General features: G+C 31.7%; 22 protein-coding genes. 2 read left to right on the top strand and 20 right to left on the bottom strand.

What is annotated here, in order from left to right; translation table 11 throughout:
• Window positions 1-24: 24 nt before the first annotated feature.
• The 13 genes from AB4Y15_RS01055 to AB4Y15_RS00995 form a co-directional block, all read right to left on the bottom strand.
• Window positions 25-684, bottom strand: coding sequence for a CoA transferase subunit B (locus AB4Y15_RS01055; RefSeq protein ID WP_427337901.1), 660 nt, complete (start codon window positions 682-684; stop codon window positions 25-27).
• The gene (gene atoD / locus AB4Y15_RS01050) at window positions 684-1,343 is read right to left on the bottom strand and encodes an acetate CoA-transferase subunit alpha (RefSeq protein WP_427337900.1); all 660 of its coding nucleotides are present in this window, start codon (window positions 1,341-1,343) and stop codon (window positions 684-686) included. The genes AB4Y15_RS01055 and atoD overlap by 1 nt, the downstream gene beginning before the upstream one ends.
• Before the next feature lie 208 nt (window positions 1,344-1,551).
• Window positions 1,552-2,649: an ABC transporter ATP-binding protein gene (locus AB4Y15_RS01045; protein WP_427337899.1), complete on the bottom strand. Its 1,098-nt coding sequence runs from the start codon at window positions 2,647-2,649 to the stop codon at window positions 1,552-1,554.
• Between the two features lie 44 nt (window positions 2,650-2,693).
• Window positions 2,694-3,575: a carbohydrate ABC transporter permease gene (locus tag AB4Y15_RS01040; protein WP_427337897.1), complete on the bottom strand. Its 882-nt coding sequence runs from the start codon at window positions 3,573-3,575 to the stop codon at window positions 2,694-2,696.
• Between the two features lie 15 nt (window positions 3,576-3,590).
• Window positions 3,591-4,547, bottom strand: coding sequence for a carbohydrate ABC transporter permease (locus AB4Y15_RS01035; protein ID WP_427337896.1), 957 nt, complete (start codon window positions 4,545-4,547; stop codon window positions 3,591-3,593).
• Window positions 4,548-4,613: 66 nt separating this feature from the next.
• The gene (locus tag AB4Y15_RS01030) at window positions 4,614-6,041 is read right to left on the bottom strand and encodes a sugar ABC transporter substrate-binding protein (protein ID WP_427337895.1); all 1,428 of its coding nucleotides are present in this window, start codon (window positions 6,039-6,041) and stop codon (window positions 4,614-4,616) included.
• Window positions 6,042-6,672: 631 nt separating this feature from the next.
• Window positions 6,673-7,791, bottom strand: a complete 1,119-nt coding sequence (gene wecB / locus AB4Y15_RS01025; protein ID WP_427338138.1) for a non-hydrolyzing UDP-N-acetylglucosamine 2-epimerase — start codon at window positions 7,789-7,791, stop codon at window positions 6,673-6,675.
• Between the two features lie 83 nt (window positions 7,792-7,874).
• The gene (locus tag AB4Y15_RS01020) at window positions 7,875-8,933 is read right to left on the bottom strand and encodes a glycosyltransferase family 4 protein (RefSeq protein ID WP_427337894.1); all 1,059 of its coding nucleotides are present in this window, start codon (window positions 8,931-8,933) and stop codon (window positions 7,875-7,877) included.
• Between the two features lie 135 nt (window positions 8,934-9,068).
• On the bottom strand, window positions 9,069-9,524 hold the full coding sequence (locus tag AB4Y15_RS01015) for a deoxycytidylate deaminase (protein WP_427337892.1): 456 nt from the start codon (window positions 9,522-9,524) through the stop codon (window positions 9,069-9,071).
• A 325-nt stretch (window positions 9,525-9,849) separates the two neighbouring features.
• On the bottom strand, window positions 9,850-10,479 hold the full coding sequence (upp, locus tag AB4Y15_RS01010) for a uracil phosphoribosyltransferase (protein WP_427337891.1): 630 nt from the start codon (window positions 10,477-10,479) through the stop codon (window positions 9,850-9,852).
• A 64-nt stretch (window positions 10,480-10,543) separates the two neighbouring features.
• Window positions 10,544-10,993, bottom strand: a complete 450-nt coding sequence (rpiB, locus tag AB4Y15_RS01005) for a ribose 5-phosphate isomerase B (RefSeq protein WP_427337890.1) — start codon at window positions 10,991-10,993, stop codon at window positions 10,544-10,546.
• Window positions 10,994-11,007: 14 nt separating this feature from the next.
• Complete coding sequence (locus tag AB4Y15_RS01000; RefSeq protein WP_427337889.1) at window positions 11,008-11,706, bottom strand: low molecular weight protein arginine phosphatase; 699 nt, start codon at window positions 11,704-11,706, stop codon at window positions 11,008-11,010.
• A 34-nt stretch (window positions 11,707-11,740) separates the two neighbouring features.
• Entirely contained in the window at window positions 11,741-12,796 is a 1,056-nt protein-coding gene (locus AB4Y15_RS00995) for an L-threonylcarbamoyladenylate synthase (protein ID WP_427338136.1), read from the bottom strand.
• A 451-nt stretch (window positions 12,797-13,247) separates the two neighbouring features.
• Between AB4Y15_RS00995 and AB4Y15_RS00990 the strand changes: the two genes are divergently transcribed.
• Entirely contained in the window at window positions 13,248-13,760 is a 513-nt protein-coding gene (locus AB4Y15_RS00990) for a hypothetical protein (RefSeq protein WP_427337888.1), read from the top strand.
• Window positions 13,761-13,801: 41 nt separating this feature from the next.
• On the opposite strand, the gene AB4Y15_RS00985 is transcribed toward AB4Y15_RS00990, so the two are convergent.
• Window positions 13,802-14,428, bottom strand: coding sequence for a DUF1906 domain-containing protein (locus AB4Y15_RS00985; RefSeq protein WP_427338135.1), 627 nt, complete (start codon window positions 14,426-14,428; stop codon window positions 13,802-13,804).
• A 284-nt stretch (window positions 14,429-14,712) separates the two neighbouring features.
• Here AB4Y15_RS00985 and AB4Y15_RS00980 point away from each other — a divergent pair, with 284 nt between their 5' ends.
• On the top strand, window positions 14,713-15,453 hold the full coding sequence (locus AB4Y15_RS00980) for a ZIP family metal transporter (RefSeq protein WP_427337887.1): 741 nt from the start codon (window positions 14,713-14,715) through the stop codon (window positions 15,451-15,453).
• Between the two features lie 96 nt (window positions 15,454-15,549).
• On the opposite strand, the gene AB4Y15_RS00975 is transcribed toward AB4Y15_RS00980, so the two are convergent.
• The 6 genes from AB4Y15_RS00975 to AB4Y15_RS00950 form a co-directional block, all read right to left on the bottom strand.
• A complete protein-coding gene (locus tag AB4Y15_RS00975) occupies window positions 15,550-16,734 on the bottom strand; it encodes a cation:proton antiporter (protein ID WP_427337886.1) in 1,185 nt (394 codons plus the stop codon).
• Between the two features lie 28 nt (window positions 16,735-16,762).
• Window positions 16,763-17,827, bottom strand: a complete 1,065-nt coding sequence (gene prfA, locus AB4Y15_RS00970; protein WP_427337885.1) for a peptide chain release factor 1 — start codon at window positions 17,825-17,827, stop codon at window positions 16,763-16,765.
• 68 nt (window positions 17,828-17,895) lie between these two features.
• Window positions 17,896-18,414 (bottom strand): chromate transporter, encoded by a 519-nt coding sequence (locus AB4Y15_RS00965; protein ID WP_427337884.1) that lies wholly within the window; start codon window positions 18,412-18,414, stop codon window positions 17,896-17,898.
• A gap of 59 nt (window positions 18,415-18,473) precedes the next feature.
• The gene (locus AB4Y15_RS00960) at window positions 18,474-19,007 is read right to left on the bottom strand and encodes a chromate transporter (RefSeq protein ID WP_427337883.1); all 534 of its coding nucleotides are present in this window, start codon (window positions 19,005-19,007) and stop codon (window positions 18,474-18,476) included.
• Entirely contained in the window at window positions 18,998-19,891 is an 894-nt protein-coding gene (gene prmC, locus AB4Y15_RS00955; protein WP_427337882.1) for a peptide chain release factor N(5)-glutamine methyltransferase, read from the bottom strand. The genes AB4Y15_RS00960 and prmC overlap by 10 nt, the downstream gene beginning before the upstream one ends.
• Window positions 19,885-20,841 carry a DUF1385 domain-containing protein gene (locus AB4Y15_RS00950; protein WP_427337881.1) on the bottom strand — a complete coding sequence of 319 codons (957 nt, stop codon included), beginning with the start codon at window positions 20,839-20,841 and terminating at the stop codon, window positions 19,885-19,887. The genes prmC and AB4Y15_RS00950 overlap by 7 nt, the downstream gene beginning before the upstream one ends.
• Window positions 20,842-20,945 lie beyond the last annotated feature (104 nt).

Here is a 20,945-nt window from a genome sequence, read left to right as displayed (position 1 = left end):
TAAGTACCCTATCCGTTACCTAATCTATATCTCCATTTTCTTCAAATCATCTGCAATAATTAAATCAGCCTCTGTATTAGCTTTGACATCCTCGATAGTAGCCTCCGGCCCTAATTCTTTTAATACAAGTCCTCTTTCGGTTACTTCAATTACTGCCATTTCTGTAATTATCAAGTTGACTTGCCCTGCTGCTGTAAGGGGCAAAGTACATTCTTTTAGAATTTTTGGTTTACCTTTTGCTGTATGTTCCATAGCTATAATAACTTTTTTAGCTCCTACAACTAAATCCATCGCTCCACCCATTCCAGGTACCATTTTCCCAGGAATCATCCAGTTGGCAAGGTTTCCTTTTTCATCTACTTGAAGTGCTCCTAAAACTGTTGCATCAACATGTCCCCCTCTTATTATCGCAAATGAAGTAGCACTATCAAAGAAAGCTCCTCCTGGTTTTATTGTTACTGGCTGACCTCCTGCATTTGTTAAGTCTTTGTCCTCCTCACCTGGATTAGGAGCTGGTCCAAGCCCAACGAAACCGTTTTCCGACTGCAGTATTATATCAATATCATCTGGAATATAATTAGCTACCATAGTTGGTAGTCCTATACCTAGATTAACAACGTCTCCATCTCTTAATTCCTTAGCTACCCTCTTAGCTATTATCTCTCTTGCTCTTTGTTTATCCATTACTCATCACCCCTTACAATGTAATCTACAAATATACCAGGTGTTATTACTTCATTAGGATCAATTTCCCCAACCTCAACTACTTCTTCAGCCTCAACTATTACTAAATCAGCCGCCATAGCCATAATTGGGTTAAAGTTCCTAGCTGAGTTACGATAATAAACATTTCCTTTTTTATCTACTTTTGCTCCTTTGATTAAAGCTACATCTGCTCTAAGAGGTAATTCTAATAAATATTCTTTCCCATCTATTTCTATTTTTCTCTTACCTTCTTCTACAACTGTTCCTATCCCTGTCGGAGTTAGTATACCACCAAGTCCCGCTCCCGCTGCTCTTATTCTCTCTGCTAGTGTTCCTTGAGGTACTAATACTACTTCCGTTTCACCTTCTGTCATTTGTCTTCCTGTTTCTTTATTAGTACCTATATGAGATGCTATAACTTTTTTTATTTGTTTGTTAACTATAAGTTTCCCTATTGCTACTTCAGGAAAAGCTGTATCATTAGCTATTAAGGTTAAATCCTTTACTCCTTTTTCAACAAGTGCATCAATGATTTTATTCGGACTTCCCACACCAAGAAATCCCCCTATCATTACAGTCATACCGTCTTTAACATACTCAGCAGCCTGATCTACAGATATTAATTTGTTTTTTGACAATTCTTACACCCCCAATATAATATACTATTATGCTTTACGTATTTTGTATTCTATAGTAAAATAATAAAATCCTTTTACACAATAAAATATGTTACTAAATTTTAAGAAATGTCTGACATCTAAATATATACAAGGGGACGGTTCTTTTGTTTCCTTTTTGCTTCTAAAGGATACAATAGAACCGTCCCCTTGTTTTTGTACAAGACCTTTACATTCTTCTAATCGAATTTTCGGTAATCTTATCAAATAGATGCATCTTATTATAGTTTAATTTAATATTAACTTTCTCTCCTATATCACCTATAAATTCTGATGGTGTGAGTATTTTAAATCTGGACTTCCCTATACTGACATCAACTAATTTATCTCTTCCAAGAGGTTCAATTACGTATATTTCTGACCTAACCGTATTAACTTCATCCTCATCTCCTGTTATTACTAAATCTTCAGGACGTATACCCAATATCAATTCCTTAGAACATGATGTGAAATCAAATCTAACTTTTGCACTTTCAGGCAGCTCTAATTTAAATACTTCATTCTTTAAAAACAATCTCCCATCTTCTTCTACAACAGTAACATCTATAAAATTCATCGGTGGATTCCCAATAAAGTTCGCAATAAATAAATTTTTGGGATTTTCATATAACTTTTCAGGAGTATTAAAATCTTGTAATTTACCTTTATTCATTATGGCAATTCTATCCGCCATAGACAATGCTTCCATTTGGTCATGTGTAACAAATACCATGTTAATACCTAAATCTTTTTGTAACTTTTTTATTTCAGCTCTCATATTTATTCTTAGCCTTGCATCAAGGTTTGATAAAGGCTCATCTAAAAGCAGTATTTTAGGCTCCTTCACTAGTGCTCTTGCAAGTGAAACTCTCTGCTGCTGTCCTCCTGACAGTTGTCCTGGTTTTCTATCTAATAAATGTCCTATTTCAACTTTATCGGCTGCTTCTTTTACTTTTTTTTCTATTTGGTCTTTTGGAACCTTTTTAATCTTTAATGGAAATGCAATATTCTCAAACACAGTCATGTGCGGATATAATGCATAATTTTGAAAACACATACCTAAATTCCTATCCTTAGGTAATACATCATTCATTATCTTATCATCAAATATTATATATCCTGATGTCGGCTTATATATTCCTGCAATCATTAGTAATGTAGTTGTCTTACCACAACCGCTAGGACCTAATAAAGCTATAAATTCCCCATCATTAAACTTCAGATTTAAATTATCAACCGCTGTAAAATTTCCATATTTCTTAGTAACATTTTCAAAGATAACCTTCATTTTACACCCCCCATTATCGGAATTTTACTCGGATTGTACAGTTTTTAACTTTTTACTCCACCAAAAGATACTTTCATAAGTGATTTTTGCGATAGTATAAAAAACAGTATGGTTGGTATCATGTAATATAATCCTGCTGCACACAACAGGCCATAATCTAGCATTCTGAAATCGCCTATTAAATTTTTGAGGAAAACTGCAAGTGTGAAGTTTTTAGGACTATATATAAATGTGTAAGCATAAATAAATTCAGACCATCCTGACATGAATGAAAAAATTGATATTGCTGCTATTCCAGGTTTTAACTGAGGAATTATAATTTTTCTCCAAGCCTGCAGCTTCGTACACCCATCAATATATGATGCCCATTCAATTTCCCAAGGTATATCATCAAAAAATCCTTTAATTATCCAAACTGACATAGGTATGTTTAAAGCAACCTTTACCAGTACAATCCCAATTAGTTTATCAAGTAAGCCTAATTTTTGAAGCACTATATACAATGCTATTAATAATGCAACGCCCGGAAATGCATGTAAAAATATTGTCAGCTTCATTATGAAACTTTTTCCTTTAAATTTCATTCTTGACAACGAAAAACCTGCTAATGTTGCTATTAAAACTTCTAATATTGTAATTCCTCCTGCTAATAAAAAAGTATTCCATGTAATAGGCCATATACTCGGAAATATCTTAGTTCCTATTTGTATCTCGCTCCACATAAATCTCCAATTTTGAATTGTCAACTTCCTAGGTATAAATCCAAACAGCGCTTCCTTAGACAGAGAATTCAACAATAGCCACGCATATGCAACTATTATAGGCAAGCTGACAAAGATAATAATTGTATATGCTAGTATTTTAGGTAGCATTATTTGTAATTTCTCTTTAAAAGATGATTTAACTATTATCCTGTTCTTTCCCATATGTGCCTCTCCCCTTTAGTCTTCTAGCTTTGACGGATTCATCATTCTATCATATCCAAAGAACTTGAGCATTAACAGTGTTACAACAATACCCACAATAACAAGTATCATTGCTATTGCCGAACCATATCCAAATTCAAAATTGGCAAAAGCTTTATGATATGCAAACAACGCCCATACCTCACTATCGAACAATGGCCCGCCATCTGTAATTAATAAAATATATTCATATGAAGTCAGCAAAGATAACGTCTGCCATATTGTTAAAAACATTATAGGCCATTTTAAAAAAGGTATTATAATATTTCTAATTATCTGTAAGTCATTTGCACCGTCAATCATTGCTGCCCTGAAATAATCCTCTGATATTGATTTTATCGCTGCTGAAAAAATAACCATACCAAAAGATGCACCTATCATCCCGTTTGCAAGTATAATTACTTTCATTGGATTGTCTAGTATCCAGCTTTGAGAAGGCATATTAAATAAATTTTTCATTATTACATTTAACATACCATACTCTGTTGGATCAAGAAACCATAGCCATAACAATGCATAGACAACTGCAGGTGTCATTCGAGGTAATAACCATACTGTTCTGAAAAACAACCCTATATTTTCATTCTTAATAAAATAAGTCGTTATCACAGCCAATACAAAACCAAAACCCACATTAATAATACATGTAAATACCACATATACGATAGTATTTTTTATAACCTGTGGTATCACTGAATCTTTCAAAATTTTAATAAAATTAGCAATTCCTATAAAATCCCAATTTAGTTTAAAATCCATTCCTGTCAATGATATAATAGCAGTTAATATTACTGGCACAAGGAAGAATAGGGTTACGAGTATCAAAAATGGGCCCAAAAAAGGTACTAATGTACAGATTTTTTTAATTTTTTGAATTAGTCCTTTTTTGTTCTCAATAATTTCCGTTTCAATTGCAGTTAGTGGTTGAGTCATCTTATAATCCCCCTTTAATCTAAAATAGGGGAGCAAATTATCTCCCCTTTTTTAAGTTCACATAAATTATTCTAATATTTCAAGATTATCTCCTATATCATTTTTCAACTGTTCTTCCATCCATTTTACTGCTTCTTCTGGACTTTGTTTTCCTAATTCAACAGCCTGAACTGCTTTATATAATACTCCAGTATATTTCCCCCATAAAGGAGTGTTTGGCTGAGTAGTTGTATAGTCTAACATATATGAAACAGATGTAAAAAACTTCTTTGTCTTATATTTTGGCTGTTCAACTACAGCAGGACTTATTGCAAGATGTCCGCTTTCTACCGCATGTATTACATTGTATTCTGGCTTTGATGCTATAGCTACTAAAGCAAAGGCTAAATCAGGATATTTTGTTTTACTATTAATCATGTATACATAAGGCTGAGTAAGCGTAATTGGCTTCCCACCCTTTTTAGCTGCTGGAACCAATGCATATCCCATATTTTCGAACATATACTCTTCAGTTAGCTTCCCTAACTTACTATGATAAGGAACTTTCTGGTATTCTGCCCAGTGCCATGTCCCACCAAACCAGAATAATACATCTCCTTCAACCCAAGCCTTGTGTAGTGCTCTCCATTCCGTTGAAGTCATACCTTCAGGAGTAATTTTTAAATCTTGTGTAAGGTCTTTAAAAAATTTCAATGTTTCAGTTACAGCCTTTTTATCAAGCACTATTTTCCCTGTCTTATCATCGTACACTTTGCCACCAAAGTTTTTAACAATCATTGTAAAGAAAGGGCCATTGGTTGGTCTATGGTATACTCCCCATTTTACGTATCCCTTATCTTTTGCTTCTTTTCCTAAAGCTATCAAATCCTGCAAAGTGAATTCTCCATTTTTTATTTTGTCAGGTAATGCATTTATTTGCTCTTCAGTCCAGCCCATTTTCTTTAATACATCTTTTCTGAAATACAAAGGTCTAACTTCTGCATCTTGAGGGATAGCGTATGTTTTTCCGTTAAATTTTGCAGCTTTCCATAATTCAGGATAAATTTTATCTAAATCGTCTTTAAATTCTGATTTCGCAATTAAATCATCTAATTGAAGCACATAACCGCCTTCAGCATACAAAGCAACGTTATTGTGTCCGGTTGATAATATATCTGCACCTGCTCCACTCTGCCATGCAAGGAAGAATTTTTTATTAAATTCATCATCGCCACTTGACGAATCATGATTATATACAACTTTAACCCTTCTATTATCGCCTTTTTGTTCTAATATTTTGTTTAATTCTTTTGCAGCTTCAAAAATATTAGATCCTCTCGTAGAATCTGTAGGCGAACCTTTAGTATCAACTGTAATAACAACTGTTTCAATTTTATTCTCCTCTTTTACTTCTTTTGTTGTTGTCTTTTCTTCTTTCGCCTCCTTTGAACATCCTGTTAATAGCAAACCAACTATCAATACAAGTGTTAGTAAAATACTTAAAACTTTTTTCATTACACAACCCCCCTTTATAAAATATATTTTTAATATTTCTCATTAAATCGGGGTTTTAAGCCCCCGACCAATTGATGTATATATTAAATAATAATATATACATCATATAGCAAGCAGGCTCCCTCTTATTGATAAATTAAAGAAAATAACCTCTAAAGAATTTCAATCAACAAGCTAATTATAATTATATAAATCATTTGGGAAAAAGAGACATTGATGTAACACATCAATTATTGGAATAGAAATTATATAAGTACTTGAATAGGAATTATATAAGCATTGGAATAGGAATTATATAAGCCGATATATTTATGTCTGAACGTGGTTTTTGGATATCTTCGTAGAGTGCTATTTATAGAAGCTTTTGCTTAGATAAGAAAAAACCGTATTAGTAAGGAAGCAAAATGTAACTGACATTTGCAATTGTTTGCAAATATATACCCTATATCTAATCTCAATTCGATATTTTACTATATATCACCTTTTCTTGTCAATATTTGAACAAAATTTGGTTATTTGAAAAATTTATTGTAAAATCAGATACAAAAATAACCTAGAAAAATTAGGCTTGAAAAATATATTTTTTCAAGCCTAACCTCATCAAACATCCAATTAATTTTATATTCTTAATTTAGCACCTAGTACCTAATTCCCTAACTATAATATCCACTATTCTATCCGATGCTTTACCGTCACCATAAGGATTCACTGCATTGGCCATTTTTTTGTACTCATGCTCATCATTTATTAGAATATCTATTTCTCTAAATATGTTTTCTCTATCTATTCCAGCTAATTTAGCCGTTCCTGCTTCTATACCCTCTGGCCTTTCAGTCTCTTTTCTTACAACTAATACTGGTTTTCCTAAAGAAGGTGCTTCTTCTTGAATACCACCTGAATCAGTTACTACTAAATATGATCTTGCAATTAGATTAGCAAAAGGTAAATATTCAAGTGGTTCGATAATATGAACTCTATCTAAGCCATCTAGTATTCTATGAGCAATTTCCCTTACCTTTGGATTAAGATGTATAGGAAAAACAACTTCTACATCTTCATTTTTTAACACCACATCTCTTACCGCACTAAATATATTTTCCATAGGTTTGCCTAAATTTTCCCTTCTATGAGATGTTAACAATATTACCTTCTTATTTTTATAATCAAGGTTATCGAGTAATTCATCGTTAAATTTATAATCTTCTGATACAACGTATAATAAAGCATCTATTACTGTATTTCCTGTAACATAGATTTTTTCTTCGTCGTATCCTTCTCTTAAAAGGTTTTGTTTATTCCTTTCTGTTGGAGCAAAATGAAAATCAGTAATTATACCCGTTAACTTTCTATTAGCTTCTTCTGGATATGGAGAATACAGATTACCACTTCTTAAACCTGCCTCTACATGTCCAATCTTTACTTTATGATAAAAAGCTGTTAAAGCCCCTGCAAATACAGTTGTTGTATCTCCTTGAACAAGAATTAAATCAGGGCCAAAATCTACAATTACTTTTTCAAGTCCTTCCATAGCCCTTGTAGTTATTTGAGTTAATGACTGACCTGGCTCAAAAATATTCAAATCATAATCTGGTGTTATATTAAATATTCTTAGAACTTGGTCTAACATTTCTCTATGTTGAGCTGTTACACAAACTCTATGCTCTATGTACTGATTTTTATCAAGTTTTTTAATAATCGGTGCCATTTTTATTGCTTCTGGTCTGGTTCCGAATATTGTCAGTACCTTTATTTTTCTCAAAACAATCACACCTTTCGTTTGTTAGTTACCAAGTACAAAATACCTAAAACAAAAGTCAAGGCGAAACCTTGACTTTAACTTTTTATGTTATCGCTTTTACTTATTCTCTGTTTTCTTAAATCTATTAATCCTATACTAGATGCTCCTAAAAGTATTATTGTTAAAATTAATCCTGATACTATTACACCTTTTTCTGGCTCCATTCCTGTAAGTATAAAAGCCAAGATACCCAATAATATACTTATCATATACAATATTAATACTGTTTGTTTTTGACTTAGCCCTCTATCTAACAATCTGTGATGCAGATGACCTTTATCCGCCTCCATTATAGGTCTACCATTAATAATTCTTCTAAATATAGCAAAAGTTGTATCAAATATTGGTAAACCTAAAGCTAATATAGGTATAATTATTGTTATAGCTGCAACACTCTTCATAACGCCTAGTATTGCTATTACTGAAAGCATATAGCCTAAAAATAAAGCTCCAGTATCTCCCATAAAAATCTTTGCAGGATTAAAATTATGAGGTAAAAAACCTAAAGCCGAACCTGCTAAAATCGCACATAAAATCATCACAGGAACGTAACCAAACTTCGATGCTACAAATAAAAGTGATAATGCTGAAATAGCTCCTACACCTGCTGCTAGTCCATCTAAACCGTCTATTAAGTTCATTGTATTAGTAATTCCAACTACCCAAAATATAGTTATAGGTATTGAAAAAACTTTTAGGTATAATAAGCCATCTCCTTTATCAAAAGGATTTGTAAGAAATTCTATTCTTATACCTCCTACTACAAGAACAGATGCAGCAACTATTTGGGCAAATAATTTTAGCTTTGGTGAAATACTTTTAGTATCATCTACAATACCTGTTATCACTATTATCGTAGAACCTATAATAATAGAGATTACTGTTCTATCAATAGGAAGAAATATAAGCATAGAAAAAACTACCGCTAAATATATAGCTAACCCTCCAAGCCTCGGAATAGGCTTTTTATGCACTCTTCTATTGTCCTTTGGTACATCAATTGCTCCGATTTTATTAGCCACCCATTTAGCAAAAGGTGTAAGAAAATATGCTGTGATTAATGCTACAAAAAAAGCTTTGTAATAAATAGACATAATAACACTCCTTTATTATTTGCCCATAATACATGTATATCCCATAATTATAATTCTACTTTATTTGTAAGTATAAGTCAATAGTAAAACCGGAACGCTATCTTAATTTCCCATTTTTAATTTTTAATTTTAAATTTATTCATCTGTTTTCTGTGTCCATTTCACAACTTCAATTCCTGCCTCATTAAGAAGCTGAATTGCTAGTTCATCTGGATATCCACCACCAAATACTACTCTTTCAATTCCTGCATTTATTATCATTTTTGCACATAAAACACAAGGTTGCATAGTTACATAAATTGTGCTTCCCTTTATACTTACTCCTGAATTTGCAGCATGCACTATTGCATTCTGTTCTGCATGAAGTCCCCTACAGAGCTCATGTCTTTGTCCTGATGGTATATTAAGTTTTTCTCTTATACATCCTACCTCATCACAATGTTTGAGCCCTGTTGGTGCTCCGTTATAGCCTGTAGAGAGAATTCTTTTATCCTTGACGATTAAAGCTCCTACCTGTCTTCTTAAACATGTGGATCTTTTTTTTACGACATTGACTATTTCCATGAAATATTCATCCCAAGAAGGACGCATAAAATTACCTCCTCTTCTTAAAAATCATAAGGCAAGGAATGTACCTTGCCTATTTTGTTAACAAAGCAAAATATTTATGAAAATGACGCTTATGCGGACGAATTTAGAAAAAACTTAAGGCTCAAATTTTTAGAAAATCCTAACGCACCTAATCAAGACATCCTGTCTTGTAGGATGCTGGTTTGACATCCTGTCAAACCTACGGATTTTCTTAAAAATTTTCACCTAGTTTTTTAACTAAATTCTTTCAAGCATTCGCTTTCATTTTCATAAAATATTTAAAAAGATAAGTTTATAAGCAGTATGAGGCAAGGATGTACCTTGCCTATTTTGTACCAAATAATCTGTCTCCAGCATCTCCTAAACCTGGAACTATATATGCATGGTCATTTAGTTTTTCATCAACTGCTGCAGCATATATATCCACATCAGGATGAGCTTTCTGAACTGCTTCTATACCTTCTGGTGCTGCTATAAGACACATAAGTTTTATGTTATTTGCACCTCTGTCTTTTAAGAAGTTAATAGCAGCAATTGCAGAACCTCCTGTTGCTAACATTGGGTCTAATACTATAAGCTCTCTTTCCTCAACATCTGTTGGAAGTTTACAGTAGTATTCTACAGGTTCCAATGTTTCTGGATCTCTATATAATCCTATGTGGCCAACTTTAGCTGCTGGTAATAAGTTTAACATACCTTCTACCATTCCTAATCCTGCTCTAAGTATAGGTATAATGCCTAATTTCTTACCAGAAATTATTTGAGATTTAGTTTTAGCAACAGGTGTTTCTATCTCAATTTCTTCTAACGGAAGTTCTCTTGTAACTTCATATGCCATTAGCATAGCAACTTCTTTAACTAACTCTCTGAATTCCTTTGAACCCGTATTTTTATCTCTTATAAAAGTAAGTTTGTGTTTAATTAATGGATGATCCATTACAACGACTTTCCCCATTTAAAGACCCCTCCTTGTTTTTTTAGACATTAATTATTAGTCAATAGTCGATAGTTATTAGTACCTATCTACTATACATCGCTTCAATTTCCTTAATTTTATTTACTCTTCTCTCGTGTCTTCCTCCTTGGAATTCTGTTTTTAACCATACATCTACAATTTCTAAAGCTAAACTTACGCCAACTACTCTTCCACCTAAAGCCAATACATTCGCATCATTATGCTCTCTTGACATTCTAGCACTGTAACAGTCACTTACTAGAGCACATCTTATACCAGGAACCTTATTTACTGATATTGAAATTCCTATACCAGTTCCACAACAAACTATTCCTCTATCACATTCCCCTTCTTTAACAGCCTTTGCAACTTTATGCCCAAAATCAGGATAGTCTACAGACTCAGTTGTATAAGTCCCATAGTCTACGTACTCAATATTTTTCTCTTCAAGAAATTTCTTGATATGTTCCTTTAGTTCGTATCCACCATGATCACTGCCTAAAGCAATTTTCATAATTTAGCCTCCTTCTATTTTTTCCTAATCTTCTCAAGAACCTTCTTGAGAGCTTTTTTGATATCTTCTGCACTCTTTTTATATTCTTCAACTGGCAATCCAAAAGGATCAGTAATATCCAGCGAAGGTATTTGTTTTTCTAGATTTGCTATTTCTCTTTTATCATCTTCTAATTCCGCTTCAATTTCTTGCTCCCATTCTCTAATCTGCTTGTCAATTTTCTCTATTTCTCTCTGAAGTTCTCTTTTCCTTTTTTCTAATGCTTTAATTTCTCCCATTCTCTCTCTAAGTATCCTGTCTCTCTTTTCGTATAACCTTCTATACAATATCGCAAGCCTGTCAAGAATTTCGTCTATATTATTATTTTCCAAAGCAAATTCCTTTAAAGTAAAGACTTTGTCCTTTGCCTCTGGAGCCATATTAATCACAGCATTCTTATGATTTACAGTCATTGTAAGTATAAGGTCTGCTCTTTCTATCATGTCTTTTGTTAATGGTCTTGATCTATGTTTTGATAAATCTATGCCTTCCTCACTTAATACTTGTATAGCCTGTTTTGATGCTGGCTGATTAGGCACAGCACATATACCAGCAGATTCAACCTTAATGCCCTTAAGCTCTTCTCCTGCTTTTTCAAGCATATCTCTAAACAAAGCTTCAGCCATACTACTTCTACAAGTATTACCAGTACAAACAAATAAAATATTTTTCAACTTTCCCCCTCCTTTTTACGAGAACTGTCAATTGTTAATTGTCAATTAATATTACATCTCCTCCTGCTGCCTTTTTCATTCTATTCATAATGGCTCTACCTATACCCTTCTCTTCTATTCCTTCAGCTAGTATTATATCTACTCCGATTTTATCGAATTCTCTCAACACTCTGAATAAATTTGCTGCAATTGTTTCAGGATTATCTCTATCTCCAACTTCTAGTACATTACCTTTAATATATTTATTTTTTGTCTGCTTTGTAGCCATTATTCCAACTTTTAAGCCCTGTTTTTCATATTTAGAAGCTAAACTTATCAATTTTTCTGAAATCTTATCAACTTCACCTTGTATAATAGTAAGTTTAGCTTTCGGTGAATAATGTCTATATTTTTGACCTGGGGACTTTGGTTTTAATTTTTCTGATAAATTTTCTATTGCTGGGTCAATATCTACTTGAGGAAAAATTTCTAAAAGATCTTCTAATGTAATAGAGCCAGGACGCAGTATTGTAGGTATCTCAGCAGAAATATCCAAAACAGTAGACTCGACACCTACGCCTGTGTCTCCTCCATCTATTATCATATCAATCTTTCCATATAAATCTTCAATTACATGATGGGAATTAGTAGGACTTGGTCTTCCTGAAGTGTTTGCACTAGGAGCTGCAATCGGTAATCCAGATTGTTTAATTAATTCTAAAGCTATTCTGTGGTTTGGCATTCTAATAGCAACAGTAGATAGTCCTCCTGTTATTCTGTCGGGAACTATTTCACTTTTCTTAAATATTAGAGTCAACGGTCCAGGCCAAAATCGCTCCATAAGTTCTTTAGCCCTTTCAGGAACTTCTTTAACTAAAGAATCTAAATCACTTACATCACTAATATGTACAATAAGAGGATTGTCCTGAGGTCTGCCTTTAGCAATAAATATCTTTTGGGTTGCTTTTTCATCAAGTGCATTTGCCCCTAATCCATAGACAGTTTCAGTAGGAAAAGCTACTACTCCTCCTCTTTTTATTACTTCTGCAGCTAATTGTATTTTCTCCGTTTCAGGATTATTTTTATCTATTCTAATGACTTGAGTTTTTATCTTTTCCATGCCATTTCCCTTCTTATCTTTTTTTGTATTATCTACAACTTCAAACATATATTATACAATATTACATCCTTAGAGTCCAGATATTATTATTTTTTTAAGTTTCCCATTTTTATTTTATAGTCGCTATTTAAGTTAACTACTTGCACTATTTCTATTGCATGAAAAATCTTGCAAATCCACTTACATAATACATTTACAAAATATGTTTTCAAAATAAGGTAAAATATGATAGTATTTCAATAAAAGCACTACTGATATAATCATCTTATTCCAAAATATAAATTCCAAAAATCACAAAAATTGATATTCTCTCCAATCTTTAAAATTCACAGTTTGAGCTATTTCACTGTTTGATTTTGGGAATTTTAAAAAAATTACAAATTAAAGTAAAGAAAAAAACGTAACTTTATATTACAAATATATTGTACTAGGAGGCGATATTTTGAATAAAAAAAGTTTAATTTTTATTTTTATATGTTTGGTTATTGGCATATCAACTTTTTTGCTTGCAAATTATACTAATCTCTCAAATAACAGAAAAATAGAATATGAAATCCTTTTTAATGGATTTATTCTAATTGATGACAAGAAAGAACCCTTACCACCTACAGAAACATTAGTATTTACATCTCAAAACGAATGGATCAAGTTTAGTAATAAATATTTCCCACAGGTAAATTCAATAATATCAATGTTTAATACTGTAGACTTCACAAAAGAAAGTATTGTTTATAATCTAACTATTAGTCCTAAAATTCAATATGGTTTATCAGATGAACTTGATGGTTTTATTTTAGTAGATAATAAATTAATTACAAAATACAAACATACTCCTAATAGACATGGTGTATATGCATTAAATCGTAATAATCTTATACATCCCTTCTTAATTATTGCAAAAATAGATAATAAATATATATCAGATAATATTAGAAATATATATATATCCAATTAAAAAAAGGGGAGGCTTATTTAAGATATGCCTCCCAATTGTAATTAAATTCTAAACCCACCTGTACTTCCAGTCGAAGAATTTTTATCAACTCTTACACCACAAAAATATACTGGATTTAAACTAGTGTCTACTTCATATTGATATATATTGTTACCTAAATACACTCTACCTTCACTCCAAGCTTTAGTTTGCCATATATGGGTAATTCCCCACTTATTGTGCATATATTTAACGACATCATATCCTGCATATATTCCCGTATACCATTTAGCACCTTTATAATGGTAATATTTCATCATAGCATCTGATACACCATGAAAATACTCATATACTTTGTCTAGGTTATTTCTCATATCGCAATCTACTGCAAAATAAATAGCACTATCATAAGGTTGACCAATTGCTTCTGCTCTTGAAATAGCTTCTAAACAATCTTCATATCCTTGATCATAAGTAAAATAAGATACATAGGTACTGTCAGTTTCATATACAGGCACAACATCCATTCCTGCATTAGATATTTCCTGAACCTCTTCTTTAGTTAATAGTTTACTAGAATATCCTATTGGACAATAATATCTGCAAATAAAAGATATCCCATTGGCTCTAAATTCATTTAATTTACCTGTGCTTTGTTTAGAAAAATAATCTAATCCTTGTAAACTAATAATAATCCTCCTTTTCTTATTTTAATATTTATAAAACTTTTCTCTATTGACCAATTTGTTTTATCTTACACTTCTTATATTAAAAAGAAACTAATAATTTACTACAAAATATTTTAATTTTTTTGATTATTTTTTAATGTAGATCAATTTAACTTTTCATATTACAAATTAAAATATTCTAAACTTAGCATTTATTTATTTTATAGAAATAGAATTATTATAGAGTTAAATATATAATTTTACATTTTTTAACATGTTAATTATCAACTAAACGAGGTGTTTACATGTCGAATATTTTCGCCTTAACTTTAATAGGTTCTTTAGTTGGCATTACTGGTACGGGACTTGGAGGCTTGATTGCACTATCCATAGTAAAATCAAATAATAAATTTTTGAGTTCACTTCTTGGTTTTACAAGTGGATTAATGTTAGCTGTAGTAACTTTTGACTTATTACCAGAATCTTTTTCGATAGGAGGGCTTTTTACTGAAATCATAGGCATATTATTAGGTATTTTTACTGTCATATTAATCGAAGATTTTATTCCCGTATTTTATAAAACTTACCATAAAACAAATAAAAGTAGCTTTTTAAAGACTGGAATAATATTAGGCATTGGAATTGCTATTCATAACCTTCCAGAAGGTTTAGCAATAGGCTCTAGTTTTATGTTTACTGCTCAAATGGGATTTAATATAGCTTTAGTAATCGCTCTACATAATATCCCTGAAGGTATGGCTATGGCAACCCCTCTTAAGATAAGTGGCATGCCAAAAACAAAGGTTTTATTATTAACGTTACTTTCTGGTATTCCTACTGGTATTGGAGCTTTCATAGGAGCAGCTTTAGGCAATATTTCAGATTTTTTCATATCGCTATGTTTAGCTTTCGCAGGCGGAACCATGCTGTATATTACTTGTGGAGAATTGATTCCAAATGCAAAAAAGCTCTACAACGGTAGAGCTTCTACAATAGGTTTAACTGTTGGATTTATAATTGGAATAGTTATTGTAGTTAGTAGTTAGTATCGTAGAATTAATTCTACGCTACTAGTCTACTTCTGTTAGCTGAAAACTGATGATTACAAGTCTTAATTTTAAATTTTTAATCTAATACCTAATCTAATATGCTTCCTCTTTCTTGCTTTGTCCTGATTCTTTCTCGAAAACTAACTTTAATAATGGTGGAGTAATAATTGTTGATACTAACACTATTAAAATAACTGCTGTAAATATATCATTTCCTATTACACCCATTTTAATTCCCAAATTCGTAACAATCAAAGCAACTTCTGCCCTGGGAATCATACCTATACTTATCTGCAATGCTTCTCTATTCGTAAAGTTAGATAGCTTGGCACCTATACCACAACCTATTATTTTACCTATAACCGCCATCAATAATAATACAATACTTAAACCTAATCCTTGGCTAATATTGCCTAATTTAACCATAAGTCCAATATTTATAAAAAATATAGGAGTAAATAATGCATAAGCAATTCTCTGTATCTCATGCGACACTCTATTTCTATGAGGAGTTACCGAAAATACTATACCTGTAAAATATGCTCCTATTATTGCAGCTACACCTAATTCTTCTGCAATGAATGCCAATGAAAAACAAAATATAAGAGCATATGTCAAAACTCTATTCTCTTTGCTTATTATATGTGAATATTTTGTAAGTAGTTTTGAAAATATAGTTCCGACTACTATAGATAGTATGAAAAATAAAAATATTTTGAATATAACTACTAATATACTCCCACTTTCAGAAGGCTTTACAATTCCAACAATCAGAGTTAATAAAATAATTCCAATAACATCATCTATTATAGCTGCACCTAATATACCTATACCCTGCCTTGTCCTAAGTTTGCCCAACTCTCTTAAAGCCTGCACAGTTATACTAACGCTAGTGGCCGTTAAAATTACACCTACAAATAGTCCCTCTGAAATATCAGCATTTGGTCTAATCAATTTTATAGCTAGGAGTCCTAGCACAAAAGGTACTAGGACTCCTCCAAGTGCTATATAAGTAGAAGATTTGCTGGATGCCTTTAAATCGTCTATATCTGTTTCTAAACCCGCAATGAACATTAGGAGTATTACCCCTATCTCGGCCATGTGAGTAATAGACATATTTACAGTTATAAGATTTAAAGCAGAAGGCCCTAAAAGAAGTCCTGCTAATATTTGCCCTAAAACTGCAGGTTGTTTAAATTTTTGGCTGATATACCCTCCAATATTCGCAAATATCAGTATAACAGCTATATCTAACAAAAAGGTAAATTCTTCATTCAAATAAATCATCTCCCATAACTTCTAATTACTAAATAGATTTTAACTTTTCAGCCTGATCATTCGTTATGAGAGCATCTATTATTTCGTCAATATCTCCATCTAAGAAAGAGTCTAATTTATATATAGTCATATTAATTCTATGATCAGTTACCCTACCTTGAGGGAAGTTGTATGTTCTTATTCTTTCACTTCTGTCGCCTGTACCTACCTGACTTCTCCTTGCTTCAGCTATTTCTGCATTTCGTTCTGCCTGAAGCTTATCGTATAGTCTAGCCTTAAGAATTTTGAATGCTTTCTCTTTGTTCTTAAGCTGAGATTTTTCATCTTGACATGAAACTACTATACCCGTCGGAATGTGTGTCAATCTAACCGCTGAATCTGTTGTGTTAACACTTTGTCCACCATGTCCTGAAGAACGGAACACGTCAATACGAACATCATTCGGATTTATTTGAACGTCTATGTCATCTGCTTCTGGTAAAACTGCAACAGTAGCTGTAGATGTGTGTATTCTACCACCTGATTCTGTAACTGGAATTCTTTGAACTCTGTGAACACCACTTTCATACTTAAGTCGTGAATATGCACCTTTACCTTTTATCATAAAAATTACTTCTTTAAAACCACCTACTCCTTGTTCGTTTGAAGACATTATTTCTACTTTCCAACCTTGTCTTTCAGCATATCTTGTATACATTCTTAAAAGGTCTCCAGCAAATATACCTGCTTCATCTCCACCAGCTCCAGCTCTAATCTCAACTATAACGTTTTTCTCATCATTAGGGTCTTTAGGAATTAAAAGCAGTTTTAATTCTTCTGTTAGTTTTTCTTTTTTTTCAGTTAACTCTTTAATTTCTTCCTTTACCATATCTTTAAAATCATCTTCTAGCTTTTCTTTTAACATTTCCTTTGCTTCATCTAACTGCTTAGATACTGTAGTGTACTCTCTGTACTTCATAACTATTGGTTCTATTTCTGCATGCTCTTTTACATATTTCTGCCATTCACTTCTTTTATTTATAATCTCTGGGTCGCTTATTTTCATGCTTAAATCTTTATATTTTTCTTCTAAGAACTTTAATTTCTCCAACATTTCTTTCACCTCTGAAACTAAATTGTCTAATTTAAGATTATAACATATTTTTAATATTTTTACTACTATTAATATAATATTACTCCTAATCCGCCTGCGATAACTATACATAATATCGGATGAAGCTTTTTGTAAGTAACAAGATAAAATATTGCTAATGTTATTATTAAACTTTTTACATCTATTATTGTGTTTTTTGCTACTAGAATTGCTGCGGATGCAATTAAACCTATTATTACAGGTCTTAACCCTCTAAAAAACCAGTTGACATACTTCGATTCTTTAAATTTCTTTAAAAAATGAGCTATTAATAAAATAATAACTAAAGATGGTGTAACAACTGCTAAAGTCGATACTACTGCTCCTAATATTCCTCCTATTTTATATCCTAAAAAAGTAGCACTATTTATTGCTATAGGCCCTGGCGTCATTTGTGATATTGCTAATACATCAACAAATTCCTTTAAATTAATCCACCCATTTTTAGTTATAATTTCTTCTTGGATGAGAGTAAGCATTGCATATCCTCCGCCAAAGCTGAATGCACCAATTTTCAAAAAAGAGATAAATAATTTTATATATACCATTATAGTTCACCCTTCGATTTGGTTACTCGCTATTCGTCTATCTAATTTTACATTTTTAATCAAGTACCTAATACCCAATAATATAAAACTGCTCCAAGTCCACCACTTAAAACTATTATTATAGGACTTATCTTGACAAATACAACTAAAATTAAAGTAATTAAAGAAATAATTAGCAGTTTCTTTTTAATTTTTGAAGTTTTAGTGAGCTTATATGCTGCTGAAATAATTAATGCTACAACTGCTGGTCTAACACCTAAAAATATTTTTGAAACTATTTTATTATTTCTATATTTAAATAAGAACATAGATATTATGAGAATTATTATAAAAGAAGGCAGTATTACTCCTAGCATACATGCTAAAGCTCCAATAATCCCCCTTAGCTTATATCCTATAAATATGGCACTATTTACTGCTATCGCACCAGGAGAAGACTGTGCAATAGCAATAATATCTAAAAACTCTTCATTATCTATCCATTTATTTTTATCTACTACCTCTACCTGTATTAGAGGAATCATTGCATATCCTCCACCAAAGGTAAATGCACCAATTTTAAAAAAAGTTAAAAACAATTTTACTATAGACATAAATTTTCACCTACTACCACTCTATCATGTCCTGCTAAATCCTTTATAATCTCAATCTTTTTAAATAATCCACTATTTTCCAAAAGTTTTTTAACATCTTGCCCTTGATTATATCCTATCTCAAAAGCAACAACTCCATTATTTGTAAGATACTTGCTTAAATCTTTAACTATTTCCCTATAATAATCTAATCCATCCTTTCCACCATCTAATGCTATCCTGGGCTCATATTTGGATACTTCAATCTGAAGTTTTTCAATCTCATCAGTAGGAATATATGGTGGATTAGATACTATAATATCCACATTATTTTCTAAATTAAGTGTTGATAGAGGTTTAAATAAACTACCTTCTAAAAATAGTACTCTATCCTCTAACTCAAATTTTTTGCAGTTTTCTACAGCCACATCTAAAGCTTTTTTGCTTATATCAATAGAATATACAAATGCATTTTTTAAATAATAAGCTAAACTTAATGTAATTGCCCCACTACCAGTACCTATATCTACAATATTAACCCGCTTTTTATCTTTCAGAAAACTGTTATTCACAATTTCAATAACTTTTTCAACAAGAATCTCTGTATCAGGTCTTGGAACTAAAACACCTTCTGCGACATTAAAATCAAGCCCCATAAATTCTTGTCTGCCAATTATATACTGTACTGGGTAGCCTTCTTTTCGCCTATTTATAAATTCAAAAAAATTATCCACAGCTTCATCACTAACTTTATCATCTCTATGTGTATAAATATATAGTTTATCAACACCTAGTGTATAACATAATATAAGCTGAGCATCAAGAAGAGGGGTTTTTAAATTCCCCTCATTTAATATTTCTATACCCTCTTGCAATAAGGATTTTATAGTATAATCTTTTACCAAAGGTCAGCCTCCTTATCTTCAACCAATACTCCTTTTAAAGCTTCAATAGCTACCTCTAGCTGTGAATCGTCTGGTTCACTAGTAGTTATTTTCTGTAGCATAAGTCCAGGATATGAAACAATTTGAGCTAGTTTGCTATCACTTCTACCTGTATATTTATTTATTTCATATGATATTCCTGCTATTACTGGTAGTAAAACTATTCTTAATATAAATCTCAATAGTGGATTCGGCCATCCAAATAATGAAAATACAAGTATACTTACTATCATTACCATAAAAATAAAACTTGTACCACATCTAGGATGAAGTGTAGTGTATTTTCTCGCATTCTCTACCGTCAATTCTTCTCCGTGTTCATAACAATGTATTGTTTTATGTTCAGCTCCGTGGTACTCAAACACTCTTTTTACATCTTTGATTTTAGATATGCTATAAACGTATATTAAGAAAATAAAAACTCTTATTACTCCTTCAATTAAATTAAGCCCTAAATTGCTGTTAATTTTAGCTTTTAAGAAGTTAGTTAGGTACGAAGGAGCTAATATGAATAATAGAACTGTAAAAAACAAAGATATAATAACTGATAAATAAATCATTATATCTTCTGTTTTATCTTTAAATATTTTTTCTAAAGCTCTGTCTATGACTCCTGGTTCTTCTTCCTCTACTTCGTATACTTCGGCTGAATACATCAACGATTTGACTCCTACAACCATTGCCTCTATTAGCATAACACTACCTCTTATAAAAGGTAGCTTAAGAAAACTATACTTTGATGAAATAGAATTTACAGGCTCTTTTTTTAATCTAATATTGCCATTTGGTTCTCTTACTGCTATAGCTATTTCTTTAGGACCTTTCATCATTACTCCTTCTATTAGTGCCTGACCACCTATACTAGTTTTGTGTTTAGGTTTTTTGAATGCATCTTTTATTTTTGATATCATATTTCTCGCCTACTCCTTATATTATTTTCTACATAATTACATTATAACTTATTTTATTATGATATAACAAGAAGACTATAAATGCAAAAAAACAAACATATACC

This window comes from Caloranaerobacter longqiensis, assembly GCF_050286925.1.
Taxonomy (GTDB): Bacteria; Bacillota; Clostridia; order Tissierellales; family Thermohalobacteraceae; genus Caloranaerobacter.
Note: the sequence above shows the minus strand (reverse complement) of the source record. Positions and strands in the feature narration are given on the sequence as shown.

Bases quoted from the DNA above. Each gene is read 5' to 3' on its own strand.
- AB4Y15_RS01055 (WP_427337901.1), bottom strand. From the start codon at position 684: ATGGATAAACAAAGAGCAAGAGAGATAATAGCTAAGAGGGTAGCTAAG.
- AB4Y15_RS01045 (WP_427337899.1), bottom strand. From the start codon at position 2,649: ATGAAGGTTATCTTTGAAAATGTTACTAAGAAATATGGAAATTTTACA.
- AB4Y15_RS01040 (WP_427337897.1), bottom strand. From the start codon at position 3,575: ATGGGAAAGAACAGGATAATAGTTAAATCATCTTTTAAAGAGAAATTA.
- AB4Y15_RS01035 (WP_427337896.1), bottom strand. From the start codon at position 4,547: ATGACTCAACCACTAACTGCAATTGAAACGGAAATTATTGAGAACAAA.
- AB4Y15_RS01030 (WP_427337895.1), bottom strand. From the start codon at position 6,041: ATGAAAAAAGTTTTAAGTATTTTACTAACACTTGTATTGATAGTTGGT.
- AB4Y15_RS01020 (WP_427337894.1), bottom strand. From the start codon at position 8,933: ATGTCTATTTATTACAAAGCTTTTTTTGTAGCATTAATCACAGCATAT.
- AB4Y15_RS01015 (WP_427337892.1), bottom strand. From the start codon at position 9,524: ATGCGTCCTTCTTGGGATGAATATTTCATGGAAATAGTCAATGTCGTA.
- upp (WP_427337891.1), bottom strand. From the start codon at position 10,479: ATGGGGAAAGTCGTTGTAATGGATCATCCATTAATTAAACACAAACTT.
- rpiB (WP_427337890.1), bottom strand. From the start codon at position 10,993: ATGAAAATTGCTTTAGGCAGTGATCATGGTGGATACGAACTAAAGGAA.
- AB4Y15_RS00980 (WP_427337887.1), top strand. From the start codon at position 14,713: ATGTCGAATATTTTCGCCTTAACTTTAATAGGTTCTTTAGTTGGCATT.
- prfA (WP_427337885.1), bottom strand. From the start codon at position 17,827: ATGTTGGAGAAATTAAAGTTCTTAGAAGAAAAATATAAAGATTTAAGC.
- AB4Y15_RS00965 (WP_427337884.1), bottom strand. From the start codon at position 18,414: ATGGTATATATAAAATTATTTATCTCTTTTTTGAAAATTGGTGCATTC.
- AB4Y15_RS00960 (WP_427337883.1), bottom strand. From the start codon at position 19,007: ATGTCTATAGTAAAATTGTTTTTAACTTTTTTTAAAATTGGTGCATTT.
- AB4Y15_RS00950 (WP_427337881.1), bottom strand. From the start codon at position 20,841: ATGATATCAAAAATAAAAGATGCATTCAAAAAACCTAAACACAAAACT.